Here is a 14,605-nt window from a genome sequence, read left to right on the forward strand (position 1 = left end):
ACCATGAAGAAGCTGGTGGCGGTGGCCGTGTTCGGCCTGATGGGAACCCTGGGGATGGCCGCGCGCGTGGACGCCCGGCCGGGAGTGGACGGGATGGAGCCAACGGATGCACAGGTCGAGGCGGCGCTGGACGCGCGGCAGAAGCTGGTGCTGGGCAACCTCCTCAGGGTTCAGCAAACGGACGCACGCACGGCGGCAATCCACCGGTAAACTCGTGGCGTCCGACGTGGCTCGGTGCTAAGCCCGGGCCTGTTCCGACGTTCAGCCCATCAACCACACCCGTGAGGGGGACATGCCTGAAGGGTCCGCGTCACTCCAGCTCGCGGTTGGCGACCGGGTCGTCTATCCGAACCAGGGGGTCTGCCGCGTCTCCGCCATCGATATGAAGGAAGTGGCGGGACAGAAGCTCACCTTCGTCACGATGCGCCGTGAAGAGGATGGCGCCGTCGTGATGGTCCCCGAGGGCAAGGTGCTCGCCATCGGCGTGCGCAAGGTCGCATCCGCCGAGGACGTGGAGGCCATCTTCACCTTCCTCCGCTCGGACAGCGACAAGGCCGACCTCGACTGGAAGCAGCGAGCCCGCACCAACCTGGACCGGATGACCCAAGGCGGCATCATGGGTCTGGCCGAGGTGGTGAAGGGGCTCCAGGTTCTCAGTGAGCTGCGCCCGTTGCCGACCAAGGAGCGCGAGCTCTACGACAATGCCCGGCACCTGCTGGTGACGGAGGTCGCCGCCGCGCTGGGCACCGCCGAGGTCAACGCCGAGGACGCCATCGACATCGTCCTCTTCCCGCCCGGCCGCGAGCGCCCCAAGCGCACCGCCGCCGAGTTCCAGCGCGAGGAAGGCGACCTGGACCTGGACAGCGACCTGCTGGGCCTGGACAGCGACCTGGACCTGCCGTCCGACGAGGAGCCCTCCGAGCCGTCCGAGGAGGAGTCCAGCGAGGAAGGCGAGTCCGAGGAGGCCGCGACCTCCGAGGAGAGCGCCCCCAAGAAGCGCGGCCGTCCGCCCAAGGCCAAGGCGGAGGCGCCCGAGGGCGCCGAGCCCGCCGCGCCGAAGAAGCGCGGCCGTCCGCCCAAGCCCAAGCCGGAAGCCACGGCAGAGGGCGCCGAGCCCCCTGCTCCGAAGAAGCGCGGCCGTCCGCCCAAGCCCAAGCCGCCCGAGGCGGAAGGCGCCGCGCCCGCCGCGCCGAAGAAGCGCGGCCGTCCGCCCAAGGTCAAGCCGCCCGAGGGTGAGAGCTGACAGCCCCATGGACCGACGGGCCCCTGCACATGGGGCCCTTCCGCCGAGGTGACGCCCCGTGATTCGCGTCGTGACGCTGGACCCCTTCGACGACAAGCAGCTCGCGAAGTTCAACCGCACGCTCTACACGGCGTTCGGCGTGGGCAGTGAGCACTCCGGCAGCGTGGAGGTGCCCGCGGGCATGTCCGAGCCGCTGGATGCGGAGAAGCTGGTTGATGAGGTGAAGGGCATCCGTTCCTACAAGGACGACAAGGTGCTGCTCCTCACCACGCGCAAGCTGAAGGACCGCGAGCTTCCCAGCGGCGTGGCGCCCACGGCGGGCTTCGCGCGCCAGGGGAAGGACCGCGCCATCCTCACCATCGCGCCGCACAAGGATTTGGAGAGCGCCTTCAAGGCCGTCTCCCGCCACGCGCTCCACCAGCTGGGGCACCTCTGGGAGCTGCACCACTGCCTGGACCCGCGCTGCTCGATGTACCCGCCCTGGACGCCGTCCTTCGCCCAGGGTGAAGCCATCTTCTGCACCTTCTGCCGCGAAAAGAGCGAGCAGAAGATTCGCCTTGCGAAGTCCTAGCATCACGCGCGCGCTGCCCCTCGTGGAGTTGGGGGGGCTGCTCCTGGTCGCGTTCCTGTGCCTGCTCTTCCACCTGCGCCTGCCGGGCCGCCTCCCATCGGAGGCGGACTACCGCGCGGTGGCGGAGCGCCTCCAGGCGGAAGCCCAGCCCGGTGACGCGGTGCTGCTCTTCCCGTGGTGGACGGAGCGCGCTCGCATCTTCGTCCCCTCCACCCTGCCGGTGTACGGCTACCTGGGCTCGGACCAGGATGACTTGTCCGCGCACCCACGGGTCTGGGTGCTGGGCCAGCCGGAGCTGCCCCGCTCGGACGAGGCGGGCTTCCTCGAAACCTTCCTGCGTGGCCGCCGCGCGGTGGGCGCCACGTCGAGGCATGGCACGCTGACGCTGGCGCTCTATGAGAACGGCCGGCACCGGCCCCGGCGCTTCACCGCCACGGAGGCCTATGCGCGCGCCCGCGTATACCTGGAGCAGCCGGATGGCACGCGCCGCGACTGTCCCTTCGACGGCAAGGTGCACCGCTGCCCCGGGCCCGCGCACCTGTACGTGGCGCCGGAGTGGCACGAAATCCTCTACGAGCCGCGCCGCTGCCTGTGGATGCACGCGCCGGGCGGCAAGCAGCGACTGGTGGCGGAGCTGGACGGAGTGCCCGGTGGCCTGGGCCTGCGCCTGGAGGGCGGCATCATCTTCGAGCACGCCTTCCCCAAGGACTCGCGCTTCTCCACCACGCACCTGGGCGTGGATGACGCGGCGAACGGCGCGCGGCTGCTGTCGCTGGCGATACCGCCGGGCCTGGAGGGCGTGCAGAAGGCCGAGGTCCGGCTCCCCGAGGGCGCGCCACACACGGTGAAGGTCTGGGTGCAGGCGGACAACGCGGACCGGCGGCAGGTGTGCCTGGACGTGCTGGCCGTGGAGCCCGAAGTGGGAGTGCGGGGATGATGCAAGGACGCGCCCCCACGCGCGACGAGAAGTCCCTGGCCTGGGCCCTCTGGGTGCTGGCCTTCGCGGCGCTGTGGCTGACGGAGTCCGCGGTGGGCTACACGCGCGACGAAAGCGTCTACTTCATCGCGGCGGAGGGCTACTCGAGCTGGTTCCGGCAGCTCTTCCAGTCACCGGCCCGGGCGCTGACGGACGCGGCCATCGTGCGCGCGTGGGACTACAACCACGAGCACCCGGTGCTGATGAAGACGCTGTTCGGCCTGAGCCACCTGCTCTTCCACACGGAGCTGGGATGGGTGCGCTCGGCGACGGCGTTCCGCATCCCCGCCTTCGCCATGGCGGCGCTGATTCCCGCGCTGTCCTTCCTGCTGGGCAGCGCCATGTACGGCCGCCTCGCGGGGCTGTTCGCCGCCTTCGCCTTCATGCTGGTGCCGCGGCAGTACTTCAATGCGGAGATGGCGTGCTTCGACGTCCCCGTGGCCGCCATGTGGCTGCTCGTCGTGTACTGCTTCTGGCGCGCCATGGAGGACGTGCGCTGGGGCCTGTGGTGCGGCGTGGCCTTCGGCCTGACGCTGGCCACCAAGCACAACGCGCTGTTCCTCCCCTTCGTGCTCACGCCCTTCGCGCTGTGGCGCGCCTACAGCGCCAGCGAGGGTCAGCCGGAGGCTCGCGCCTGGCTGGGCCGCTTCGTGGGCGTGTTCACGGCGGTGGCCGTGTTCTACGGCCTGCTGGTGCTGTCGCTGGGCGGCGGTGAGGGCTTCCAGCGGAAGTTCCTGCTGCTCAGTCCGCACACGCTGCTGTTCGCCGGGCTCGCGGTGGGCGGCGCCTGGGTGCTCAAGGGCGTGGACAAGGTGAACGCGCAGGTGACGCGCGCGCTGGTGCCCATCGCCGCCATGGCGGTGCTGGGGCCCGTCATCTTCTACCTGCACTGGCCCTACCTGTGGCACCAGCCGGTGGACCGCACCGCGTGGTACCTGGCCTTCCACGCCAAGCACAACCACTACGCCTGGTTCTATCTGAACCAGTTGCTGCGCGAGCCGCCCTTCCCGCTCGCCTACGTCGTCGTGAAGACGGCGCTGACGGTGCCCACCAGCCTCTTCGTCCCCATGGTGACGGGCCTGGCGGCGCTGGTGGCGCGCATGGTGCTGGGGGCCTTCACGCGGACGCGCGCGTGGGTGGAGCGCCCGGTGACGATGACGGAGGCGCTGGTGTGCGTGAACGCGGTGGCGTCCATCCTCATCATCAGCCACCCGCAGGTGCCGCACTTCGGCGGGGTGAAGCACTGGTTCCCGTCCATGGTGTTCCTGGGCATCCTCGCGGGCGCCGCGGTGGCCCGGGGCTGCACGGCGCTGTGGGAGCGGCTGAAGATGAAGTGGCCCTCGTTGCCACAGGCCGTGGTGTCCGTGCCGGTGTTCGCGGTGCTGCTGGCCCCCGCGCTGGTGTACTCGGTGCGCGTGTTCCCCTACGGGACGGCGGCGTACTCGGAGCTGGCGGGAGGGCTGCCGGGCGCGGCCACGCTGGGCATGCAGCGCCAGTTCTGGTCCAGCCACGTCACCGGCGTGCTGCCGTGGATCAACGCGAACGCGAAGCAGGGCGCACGCCTGTTCCTGCACGAGGTGCACGGCGGCTCGTTCCGCGACTACCAGCGCAACGGCATGCTGCGGAAGGACCTGCGCGCGGTGGGCAGCCCGGCGGACGCGGACATCGTCGCGTACCAGTACCACCAGGAGTTCCGCGAGCACGAGTTCCTCACGTGGCAGGCCTTCGGCACGCGCACGCCGGTGACGGGCCTCTACCTGGATGAGACGCCCCAGGTGGTCGTCTACGTCCGGCCGGAGACGCGGTAGCCCCTCGAGGCCGCCGCTGCTCAATTGAATCCCAATCCCTGGCGCCGTGAGCCCGTCCCCCAGAAAGGCTGGGCAGCGGGCGGCGGCGAGAGGAATGTGTCTGTCATTGACCATTTCCCCGCCCCTCCGGGAGGCCCGCACCACCGCTCGCTTGCTTTCTCAAATCCTGTCGCATTCCCATCCCAAGATGCGAATCCCACTCCATGCCTTCATCGCAGCAACGCTCGTGGCCTCGGCTTGTGGAGGCGAGGCACCGTCCCCAGCCGATTCCAGTCCGGACGAAGCCCTCGCTTCACGGGAGCAGGCGGCGTTCTCCGGTGTGAATGGCACCTACTGTCTGGTCAGCCCCTACAACTGCAAGCTGCAAGCGTCCGGTGGAAACCGCGTCCCCACCAACGCGCCCGAGGACGACAATTGGGGCCTGGTGACAGGCGTTCCCATCCGGGACGGCCACGGCACGGTGGTAGGCACCAACACGCGGACGAGCGCGGCCTTCAACTATGGCCAGACCCGCACCTTCGCGGGTGAGAAGCACGCCTTCGCGGTGTCGACGTCCAACTCCAGCGCCGGGTGGTTGCCCATCTCCAGCATCCTGGGGAGCACTTCCTTCGAGCAGAAGGTCGGCCACGTCTCCGCGCTGGGCGCGGGCCTGGGCAACCTGGGTTGCTACGCGGTGCGCGACTGGCACGACACCACGCTCGAATTCAAGAAGGTCGTCTACGACAGCACGGCGACGCACGAGCGGGCCGGGGACTACCTGCCGTTGGTGCGCGCCAACGGCCTGCGCTCGGCGAACCTGGTCTTCAACGTGCCGGGCTTCGCGCTGGGCGGGCCCGCGGTGGACCACTTCCCTGCGGGGACGAAGTTCCAGCGCCTGGACGTCCCCACCGAGCACGGCGTGCCGTCCATCGACATTCCCCTGTGGGTCCAGGACAGCGCGGGACGCTACCGTCAGCAGTCCGGCACCATGAAATTCCTCTACGGTTACGTCATCGCCGCCACGGGAACGAAGCGCAACGGGTGGATGGCCTATGACGCCCTCCAGGTCAGCTCCGGCTGTCCCTGAGCCCCGTCAGGAGCGCGCCCACGTCGCGCGCGGGGGACATGACGCCGTGCATGCGCGCGCCCGCCCGGTCGCGGTGTGCACTGGCGGTCGTTGCAGCTGGCGCGACCTGTCACAGGACAACCCCTGACCTCCCCTCAGGACGAAGCGTCGAAGTAGGCTGGAGGGAGGCAGGTGAAGGCTCTTCCACACCCCGGGAGGGACACATGAGGCGCTGGACTGGGTTGTTGGCGGTGGCCGCGCTGTGTGGCGCGGCTTGTGATGGGAAGAAGTCGACGGACAGGCCCACGCGGGCCGAGCTGCGGAAGACGGGCGGGGCCACGGTGGAGGTCATCCCCTCCGACGGCCAGCTTCCCTACTGCATGCTGTACACGGTGTCCGAGAAGGGCGTCATCCGGCAGCTCACGCTGACGCGGGAGAACCGCTCCATCCGCTGTGATGCGAACAAGCCCGTGGCGCACACGAGCTTCCGCATCCCCGTGCAGGAGGGGAAGGTCCGCATGTACATCTTCTTCTCCGACGACCGCATCCCCGCGGGCCCGGTGGCGCAGCAGCTCTACGAGCTTCGGAGCCAGGAGCGCATCAACGCCATGGACCTGCGCCTGCCCGGCCGCGTGTTCGTGGAGACGTTGGAGTTCACCCCCGAGGAAGGCGGCACGCCCGTGACGGGCACCGTGGTGGGCGCGGGAGGCGACACCGAACCGGAAGGCACGGGTGCCCCGGTGCTGTCGGATGGTGGCACCGAGGGCGGCGGCATGGGCGCCATGGACGAAGCGCCCTGAGCCATGAAGCGGCGCGCCGGGGGAATCCCCTCCCCCGGCGGGCGGCGGCTCAGTAAGCCTCGCGCGCCAGGGCGAGCAGGTCCGCCTGCGACACCTTCCGCGGGTTGCTCAGGTGCGAGGCATCCTGGAAGGCCTTCTCGGCAATCCGCTCCAGGTCCTTCTCCTGGACGCCCGCGTCGCGCAGCCTCGAGGGAATGCCCACCGCCGCGTTGAGCTTGCGCACCCGGTCGATGGCGTTGCCCGCGAGCACCTCTTCGCGCGCCTGCGTCGTGTCCCCCAGCGCCACCGCGACCCGGGCCAGCCGCGCCGTGCAGACCGCGCGGTTGAACTCCATCACCACGGGCAGGACGATGGCATTCGCCAGGCCGTGGTGCACGTTGGACACCGGCGTGAGCGCGTGGGCCAGCGCGTGGCAGGCCCCCAGGCCCTTCTGGAAGGCCATGGCGCCCTCCATCGCCGCCACCATCATGTCCGTGCGTGCGGCCAGGTCCTTGCCGTCGCGCACCGCCGTCTCCAGCGAGCGGCCCACGCGGTAGATGCCGTCAATGGCCACCGCGTCCGCCAGCGGGTGGAAGCCATGGGCCAGGTAGGCCTCCAGGCAATGCGTGAAGGCGTCCATGCCCGTGGCCGCGGTGATTCCCGGCGGCAGCCCCAGCGTCAGCTCCGGGTCGCAGATGGCGGCGCGCGGCAGCAGGTGCGGACTGAAGATGACCGTCTTGCGGCCCGTGTCCTCCAGCGTCACCACGCCCGAGCGCCCCACCTCGGAGCCGGTGCCCGCGGTGGTGGGAATCGCAATGAGCGGCGGCAGGTCATCGCGCACGTACTGGTCGCCGCCCTTCGCGTCGTCGTAGCGGCTGAGCGGCGGCTCGTGCGTGGTGAGGAGCTGAATCAGCTTGCCCGCGTCCAGGGCGCTGCCGCCCCCCAGCGCGACGATGCCGTCGCAGGAGTGGCTCCGGTACGCCTCCAGGCCCGCGAAGACGTCGCGCTCGGTGGGGTTGGGCTCCACGCGGTCGAAGACTTCACAGGCCAGTCCCGCCGTCTTGAGCACGTCCGCCACGCGCGCGGCCAGCCCCGCCTTCACCACGCCCGCGTCCGTCACCAGCAGCGGGCGCCGGATGCCCAGACGCTGGGCCTGCGCGGGAAGGCGCAGCAGCGCGCCGGCGCCGAAGACGATGCGCGTGGGCCACGCCATCTCGGTGACGCGCGGCTCGGAGGGAATGTCGAACGGCTTCATGGCGGCTGCCTCATTTGCGCTCATCAGATGAGCTCCAGGTAACGCTCCAACTCCCAGTTGGTGACGGCGCGCTCGTACTGACGCACCTCCCACTCGCGCGTGCGGACGAAGTGGTCCACGAAGCCGTCGCCCAGCAACTCCCGCGCGCGCTCGCTGCCCTTCAGCAGCGCCACCGCGTCCTTGAGGTTGCGGGGCAAGGGCGGCGCGTCGCGCTTCGCGTAGGCGTTGGCCTCACAGGGAGCGGGCGGCTCCACCTCGTTTTCGATGCCCCACAGGCCCGCGGCCAGGCTGACCGCCATGCCGATGTACGCGTTCATGTCCGCGCCCAGCTGCCGGTACTCCAGGCGCATCGCCTTGGCGCTCTCACCGATGACGCGGATGGCGGTGGTGCGGTTCTCCAGGCCCCACGTCACGGTGGTGGGCGCCCAGGTGTTCTCCACGCTGCGCTTGTAGCTGTTGATGGTGGGCCAGTAGAGCGCGGTGAGCTCCGGCATCAGCGCCACCTGCCCGCCGATGTAGTGGCGCAGCAGCTTGCTCATGCCGTGGGGCGCCTTCGCGTCGTGGAAGAGGTTCTGCTCCCCGTCCAAGTCCCACAGCGACTGGTGGACGTGCCCCGAGCACCCCGGCAGCTTCGCGTCCACCTTCGCCATGAAGCACGCGGTGACGCCGTGGCGGGCGCAAATCTCCTTCACCACCGTCTTGAAGAGCGCGGCCTTGTCCGCCGACTTCTCGATGTCGTCGTAGCAGATGGCCGCCTCGAAGACGCCCGGCCCCGTCTCCGTATGGAAGCCCTCGATGCCCAGGCCGAACGCGTTGCATCCGTCGATGAGCGCATGCACCAGCGGCGCATTGAGCGAGGCGCGCAGCCACGAATAGCCGAACATGCCCGGCGTCAGCGGCGTCAGCCCCTGGAAGTCCTTGTCGCGCAGGCTCTGCGGCTGCTCCTTGAAGATGAAGAACTCGTACTCCGCGCCGAAGCGCGGCAGGTACCCCAGCGAGCGCGCGCGGGCGGCCACCTTCTGGAGCAACTGCCGGGGGCTCGCCTCGAAAGGCGTGCCGTCGGGGTTTTCGAAGTCGAGCAGGAACGCCGCGGTATCCGGCTCCCAGGGAATGACGCGGCCGGTGGTCAGGTCCACCTTCGCGTGGGCATCCGGGTAACCGGTGTGCCAGCCCGTCACCTGGGTGTTGTCGAGCAGGTCGTCGCTCAAGTCCCAGCCGAAGACGACATCACAGAAGCCCAGGCCGCCCTTGGCGGCGCTGAGGAACTTCTCCAGGGAGATGTACTTGCCGCGCCAGACGCCATCGACGTCCACCGCGCCCACCTTCACCTTCTGGATGCCCTTCTCATCCAGCCAGCGGCGCAGCGTGTCCACGCTCGCCGCGTCCCGCAGCGCCGGGCCTCGCGCCGGAGCACGCGAGGCCTTGCCGCGAACCCGGCGAGCCATGGCAGGGTGGGTCAGGACCTTCGCCTTGGGTCGGGTCGGCATCGATTCAATCCCCTCTCTTGCTGGAAACGCCCGGCACCTGGGGCTCCACCCGCCGCCCGCCCATGCGCAGACTGGGGTCGAGGAATGAGGAGGTGAGCCAACAGGCGCTGGTCATGTGGGTCCCTCGAAACACACGGGCACGTTCCACTGCGACTGGCCAGGAACGGACACGCGGGGCACGACACGGTAGGAATGGGGATGCAATGCGGCAACCTACGGCGGTGAAGAACGTCCTCTTGCTGAAAGCCGGTGACGCGGCCGAGGCCGTGCGCGTCTCCGTCGGCGATTACGACCGGTGGTTTCTGCAAGCCATCGGACTGTCCGGCTACCGCTTCGACATCGTGCTGGCGCACCGGGGCGCCCCCTTGCCCACGCGCGCGGATGGCTACGACGCGGTGATGATGACGGGCTCGCCGCTGTCGGTGACGGCGCTCGAGCCGTGGATGAAGCGCGCCGCGGACTTCATGGTGGAGGCCGGTGAGCGGGGCACGCCCGTGCTGGGCGTGTGCTTCGGCCAGCAACTCCTGGCGCATGCGTATGGCGGCCGCGTCTCGCGCAATCCCCAGGGGCGGGAGACGGGCAGCGTCGAGGTGACGCTCACCGAGGCCGGCAAGCAGGACCCACTCTTCGACGGCGTGCCGGAGCGCTTCATCGCGCAGGCGACGCACGAGGACATCGTCTCGCACCTCCCCGACGGCGCGCAGGTGCTTGCGGGCAACGCGAACACCGCCGCGCAGGCGCTGGCCTTCCGCCCCACCGTGCGCGGCGTGCAGTTCCATCCAGAGGCCGGCGTGGACACCCTTCGCGCCGTCATCGAGGCCCGCTGGGAGGGCCTGGAGCGGGACTCCGTGGCGCGAGGCGCCGCGCCCGGCGAATACGTCCGTCAGCTCCTGGCGGGCCTCACGCCCTCTCCCGCAGGCCGCAGAATCCTGCTGAACTTCCTCGAGCGCTTCACCTGACCTGACAGAGGCCCTCCGTGTCCCGTCTTGCCCTGCCGACCCTGCTCCTCGCCCTGCTCACCACCGCGTGCTCGGAAGACCTGTGCACCCAGGCGCCTCGCTGTGATGACTCGGAAGCGCTCAACTGCGAGCCGGAGTGCACCGTGGGCCCGTGCTCCAGCGGCCCCATCCTCCAGGCGTGCACCGAGCGCACGACGTGCACCGTCGTCCCCGGAGACCGCAACGACGCACGCTTCTACCGCTCTCGCGCCGTGTGCGCCGTCACCCTGGAGGCCTGCGACCCGGCGACCGCGGCCCCGCCCACCTGCGGGAGCGACCGCTTCGTCACCGGCTGCAGCGCCTACCGCCGCGACATCCGCGTGTCCTGCTCCCAGTCGGCGCTCTACTTCGCGCAGGTGCCCACCTGCTGCCAGGGCCTGGGCGCGGACGACGGCGGCACCGACGCGGGCACGGGTGACGGGGGCGTCCCCGACGCGGGCACGGCCGACGCCGGCATTTGAGGTAGAGAACAAGCCATGGCGTCTCGCTGGGACCACCTCTTCGACCTCAAACCGACTTCCCTGCTGGAGCACCTCCTGGAGGAGGTGGCGAAGCTGCTGCACAAGGACCTGCTGCAGTGGCCGCCGCCCGTCGAGGAGCTGGACCTGGACACCGGTGGCCACTTCGCGCCGCTCTTCACGGAGCCCCGGCCCCGTCCGTCCCGGGCCGTCTACACGGAGGCGTTCCGGCTGGCGCAGTGGGAGCTGGCTCGAGAAACGGACGCCTACGACGACTACATGCGCAACAAGCGCTACCTGGAACGCGGCCTGGTGCCAGGCGACCGGCTGCCCCTGCTGCTCCTCAGCCGCTGGCTCACCGAGCAGATGCTGGGCCTGGGTGAGGCCACCGAGGGACGCGTCAAGCGCAAGCACATGCGCGACTGCCTGGAGCGGCTCCAGTCAAAGCTCGGCGCCTTCCCGGTGCCTGGCGCCTGAGCCGCCGCCGGGTGGCCCGGTGAAATGTTGAACAGGCACCATCCCCCTCCCAGGACGCGGGCGGGCGGCTCACGTGGCGGCCCTTGTCACCGGGAAGGCACTGCCGTAAGCCAGACGGCATGTCGCAGCAGCCTTCGGACACCACCGCCTCCGCCAACCGACGCAAGCGCCTGCTCCTCTTGGGAGTGTTGTGGCTGAGCCTGGCGCTGGTCCTGTTGGCCTTCCGCTCGGTGGTCATGCCCTTCGCGGGCGCCGCGCTCATCGCCTACCTGGTGCAGCCGCTGGTGGGGCGCATCTCCCGGGTGAAGGTGGCCGGCCGGCCGGTGCCGCGCTGGACGGCGCTGCTGCTCATCTACGCCGGCTTCTTCGTGGGCGTGTACCTCTTCATCGTCGCGCTGGTGCCGCAGCTCTACCGCGAGCTGTCCCGCGTCAGCCGTGAGGCGGTGACGTTCGCCAACACGCTCACCCCGGAGCACGTCCAGGAGCTCGCGCAGCGCGCGGAGACGTGGCTCAGCACACGAGGCATTCCGGTGGCGCTCTCCAACCGCGCGCTGGAGGGCGCGGACGCGGGGAGCAGCAACGGCACCTTCGGCTTCGCGCTGGATTTGGAGCAGTTCCTGGGGGACGCGGTGAAGCGCGTGTCCATCCTGGTGCAGGAGAACCTGGGCGACATCGTCAACGTGTCCCGCAGCATCGTCACCAGCGTGGCCGCGGGCGTGTTCATGCTCTTCTTCGTGCTGATGGTGGCCGCGTTCTTCTCCATCGACGCGCAGGCCATCCGCCACTACTTCGGCACGCTGATTCCGCCGGAGTACGCCACCGACGCGCGGCAACTGCTGGAGCGCATCGACCGCTCGTTGTCCGGCGTGGTGCGCGGGCAGGTCACCATCTGCATCGTCAACGGCATCCTGACGTTCATGGGGCTGCTGCTGTTCGGCGTGAAGTTCGCCTTCCTGCTGGCGACCATCGCCACCTTCTTCAGCCTCATCCCGATTTTCGGCACCATCCTCAGCTCGGTGCCCATCGTCCTCATCGCGCTGGCGGACGGCTTCCAGAAGGGGCTGGCGATTCTCGCGTGGATCATCGGCATCCACGCGGTCGAGGCGTACTTCCTCAACCCCAAAATCATGGGGCAGGCGGCGCACCTGCACCCCGTCATCGTCGCCTTCTCCCTCATCGCCGGAGAGCGGCTCTTCGGACTGGTGGGCGCCCTCTTCGCGGTGCCCGTGGCGTCCGTCCTGGTGGCGTGCTTCGACTACGCACGGCTCAAGGCCCAGCCCGCGCCCGCGGTGGCCCTGGCCTCGCCCGGAGTGCTGCCCGCTGAACGTCAGCCGCCCGCCGCCTGAGCCCTACTGGCAGGCGGCGGCGCAGCGCGCTTCACGGCAGGTCGGGATGCAACGCCCGCAGTCGATGGAGCCCTCCGGGCAGCCACTGGTACAGGGGCCGCTACACGTCGGGCCTTCGTCCGCGTGCGTGACGGCGGTTCCCAGCCCACAGCACGCGTCGGCCACGCAGTCGTCGTCCGTGTAACAGGTCTGGTCGGACAGCACCGGGGGTACGTCCCCCAGCGGCAGGTCTCCCAAACCGTCACACCCCACTCCACCACCGCCCAGCGTCACCCCCAGCACGAGGGTGAGCAGGCGGAAACGTCCGTGTCTGAGCAATGGACACCCCTTGCTCAGACAATCTCTACCGGTTCATCGACCCGAGGAAGTCCGCATTCGACGCGGTGGGCCGCATGTGTTTGAGCACGAACTCCATCGCGTCGATGGGGGTGAACGGGTGGAGCACCTGCCGCAGGGCGGTGATGCGCACCAGGTCGCCCGGGCCGAGCAGCAGCTCCTCCTTGCGCGTACCGGACTTGTTGATGTCCAGCGTCGGGAAGATGCGCTTCTCCATCAGCTTCCGGTCCAGGACGATTTCGGAGTTACCCGTGCCCTTGAACTCCTCGAAGATGACTTCGTCCATGCGGCTGCCGGTGTCGATGAGCGCGGTGCCGATGATGGTCAGCGAGCCACCCTCTTCGATGTTGCGCGCGGCGCCGAAGAAGCGCTTGGGCTTGTGGAGCGCGTTGGCGTCCACGCCGCCGGACAGAATCTTGCCGGACGCGGGCACCACCGTGTTGTAGGCGCGCGCCAGACGGGTGATGGAGTCCAGCAGGATGCAGACGTCGTACTTCTGCTCGACCAGGCGCTTGGCCTTGTCGATGACCATCTCCGCCACCTGCACGTGGCGCGTGGCGGGCTCGTCGAAGGTGGAGGACACCACCTCGCCGCGCACGCTGCGCTCCATGTCCGTCACCTCTTCCGGGCGCTCATCCACGAGCAGCACGATGAGGTACACGTCCGGGTGGTTGCGGCTGATGGCGTGCGCGATGTTCTGCAGCAGCACCGTCTTGCCGGCCTTCGGCGGCGCCACGATGAGGCAGCGCTGGCCCAGGCCGATGGGGCAGAACATGTCGATGATGCGCGTGGTCATCTCCGACGACTCATGCTCCAGCTTGAGCTTGCGCGTCGGATAGAGCGGCGTGAGGTTGTCGAACAGGATGCGCTCGCGCGCCGCGTCCGACATCGGGTCCGCGAAGTTGACCTTGTCCACCTTCTGGAGCGCGAAGAAGCGCTCGCCCTCGCGGGGCTGGCGGATGGGGCCCGTCACCGTGTCGCCGGGGCGCAGGTTGAAGCGGCGCACCTGCGACGGGGACACGTAGATGTCGTCCGGGCTGGGCTGGTAGTCGCTGTCCGCGCTGCGCAGGAAGCCGAAGCCGTCGCTGAGCAGCTCCAGCACGCCCTCCGCGTGGACCTCGAAGCGCTTGTCGGCGATGCCGCCCAGCAGCGCGAAGATGAGGTCCTGCTTCTTCAGGCCCTGGTACCCCTCGATGCCCACGTCGTGGGCCATCTTCGAGAGGTCGGTGATCTTCATCCGCTTCAGGTCATTGAGCTTGATGACCTGCATGGGCTCGCCATCCCGGGTGACTTCCGTGATGGCGGGAGTCTCAGGGGACTCCGGAGGAGGCGGCAGGGAGGCGGCCGGCTCTTCGGACTCGCCGGAGATACGAGCTTCCTGGAGGTCGTCGTCCCGCACCGGGCGGGAGATGGGGGTGAGCACCGGACGGGGGGGCTCGGCGGGGGCCTCCTCGACCTCGGCGCCGGGCTCTTCGTCGCGGCGGGCGGCGCTGCGGCGGGCGCGCGGGGCGGGCTTCTCGGCCTCGTCCCGCTCCACCGTCTTCGCGGCGCGCTTGCGGCGTGGCTTCTCCGTGTCGGCCTCGACGGCGACATCGGTGTCGGCAGCCTTCTCTCTCGAAGTACGGGCTTTACGCATGTCTGTAACGCTTGGGAGGAATGAAGCGCCCGAGGACTCGGACGGGTGGAATGGCGGGGGGAAACGTCCGCGCGGCCCTCGGAAGCACCTTCCAGGAGGACGGCCCCGCCGGAATCCCAGGAAGGGACTGCGCGGGCGTGAGCCTTGTGGTTGGGAGAAGCGTCGGCGCCGTCGGAATACACCTGCGCCA

15 protein-coding genes are annotated in these 14,605 nt (G+C 69.5%); 11 read left to right on the plus strand and 4 right to left on the minus strand.

Translation table 11 applies throughout. The features are described 5' to 3' along the window. The first annotated feature begins 3 nt into the window (after positions 1-3). From BLU09_RS14860 to BLU09_RS14890, 7 genes are all read left to right on the plus strand, one after another. Entirely contained in the window at positions 4-210 is a 207-nt protein-coding gene (locus BLU09_RS14860) for a hypothetical protein (protein ID WP_011555575.1), read from the plus strand. Between the two features lie 82 nt (positions 211-292). Beyond that, positions 293-1,243, plus strand: coding sequence for a CarD family transcriptional regulator (locus BLU09_RS14865; RefSeq protein WP_090490205.1), 951 nt, complete (start codon positions 293-295; stop codon positions 1,241-1,243). 58 nt (positions 1,244-1,301) lie between these two features. Next, positions 1,302-1,814, plus strand: a complete 513-nt coding sequence (locus tag BLU09_RS14870) for a zinc metalloprotease (protein WP_090490206.1) — start codon at positions 1,302-1,304, stop codon at positions 1,812-1,814. Continuing rightward, positions 1,801-2,751 carry a hypothetical protein gene (locus BLU09_RS14875; protein WP_090490207.1) on the plus strand — a complete coding sequence of 317 codons (951 nt, stop codon included), beginning with the start codon at positions 1,801-1,803 and terminating at the stop codon, positions 2,749-2,751. Before BLU09_RS14870 ends, BLU09_RS14875 begins: the two co-directional genes overlap by 14 nt. Next, on the plus strand, positions 2,748-4,598 hold the full coding sequence (locus BLU09_RS14880; protein WP_090490208.1) for an ArnT family glycosyltransferase: 1,851 nt from the start codon (positions 2,748-2,750) through the stop codon (positions 4,596-4,598). Before BLU09_RS14875 ends, BLU09_RS14880 begins: the two co-directional genes overlap by 4 nt. Positions 4,599-4,785: 187 nt before the next feature. After that, complete coding sequence (locus BLU09_RS14885) at positions 4,786-5,664, plus strand: hypothetical protein (protein WP_090490441.1); 879 nt, start codon at positions 4,786-4,788, stop codon at positions 5,662-5,664. Positions 5,665-5,867: 203 nt separating this feature from the next. Next, positions 5,868-6,443 (plus strand): hypothetical protein, encoded by a 576-nt coding sequence (locus tag BLU09_RS14890; RefSeq protein ID WP_244171733.1) that lies wholly within the window; start codon positions 5,868-5,870, stop codon positions 6,441-6,443. Positions 6,444-6,492: 49 nt separating this feature from the next. Here the strand turns inward: BLU09_RS14890 and BLU09_RS14895 are convergent, their stop codons facing one another. Beyond that, positions 6,493-7,677: an iron-containing alcohol dehydrogenase gene (locus BLU09_RS14895; protein ID WP_090490210.1), complete on the minus strand. Its 1,185-nt coding sequence runs from the start codon at positions 7,675-7,677 to the stop codon at positions 6,493-6,495. A 23-nt stretch (positions 7,678-7,700) separates the two neighbouring features. After that, positions 7,701-9,164 carry a glutamine synthetase family protein gene (locus tag BLU09_RS14900; RefSeq protein WP_244171734.1) on the minus strand — a complete coding sequence of 488 codons (1,464 nt, stop codon included), beginning with the start codon at positions 9,162-9,164 and terminating at the stop codon, positions 7,701-7,703. A 203-nt stretch (positions 9,165-9,367) separates the two neighbouring features. Between BLU09_RS14900 and BLU09_RS14905 the strand changes: the two genes are divergently transcribed. From BLU09_RS14905 to BLU09_RS14920, 4 genes are all read left to right on the plus strand, one after another. Then, positions 9,368-10,123: a glutamine amidotransferase gene (locus tag BLU09_RS14905; RefSeq protein ID WP_090490211.1), complete on the plus strand. Its 756-nt coding sequence runs from the start codon at positions 9,368-9,370 to the stop codon at positions 10,121-10,123. A 17-nt stretch (positions 10,124-10,140) separates the two neighbouring features. Beyond that, positions 10,141-10,623, plus strand: coding sequence for a hypothetical protein (locus BLU09_RS14910; protein WP_090490212.1), 483 nt, complete (start codon positions 10,141-10,143; stop codon positions 10,621-10,623). A gap of 15 nt (positions 10,624-10,638) precedes the next feature. Continuing rightward, positions 10,639-11,097, plus strand: coding sequence for a hypothetical protein (locus BLU09_RS14915; RefSeq protein WP_090490213.1), 459 nt, complete (start codon positions 10,639-10,641; stop codon positions 11,095-11,097). 119 nt (positions 11,098-11,216) lie between these two features. After that, on the plus strand, positions 11,217-12,443 hold the full coding sequence (locus BLU09_RS14920) for an AI-2E family transporter (RefSeq protein ID WP_090490214.1): 1,227 nt from the start codon (positions 11,217-11,219) through the stop codon (positions 12,441-12,443). A gap of 3 nt (positions 12,444-12,446) precedes the next feature. On the opposite strand, the gene BLU09_RS14925 is transcribed toward BLU09_RS14920, so the two are convergent. Continuing rightward, the gene (locus BLU09_RS14925) at positions 12,447-12,761 is read right to left on the minus strand and encodes a hypothetical protein (protein ID WP_090490215.1); all 315 of its coding nucleotides are present in this window, start codon (positions 12,759-12,761) and stop codon (positions 12,447-12,449) included. 25 nt (positions 12,762-12,786) lie between these two features. Beyond that, a complete protein-coding gene (gene rho / locus BLU09_RS14930) occupies positions 12,787-14,415 on the minus strand; it encodes a transcription termination factor Rho (RefSeq protein WP_186817784.1) in 1,629 nt (542 codons plus the stop codon). Between the last annotated feature and the right edge of the window lie 190 nt (positions 14,416-14,605).

The sequence above is a fragment of the Myxococcus virescens genome (assembly GCF_900101905.1).
GTDB lineage: Bacteria > Myxococcota > Myxococcia > Myxococcales > Myxococcaceae > Myxococcus > Myxococcus virescens.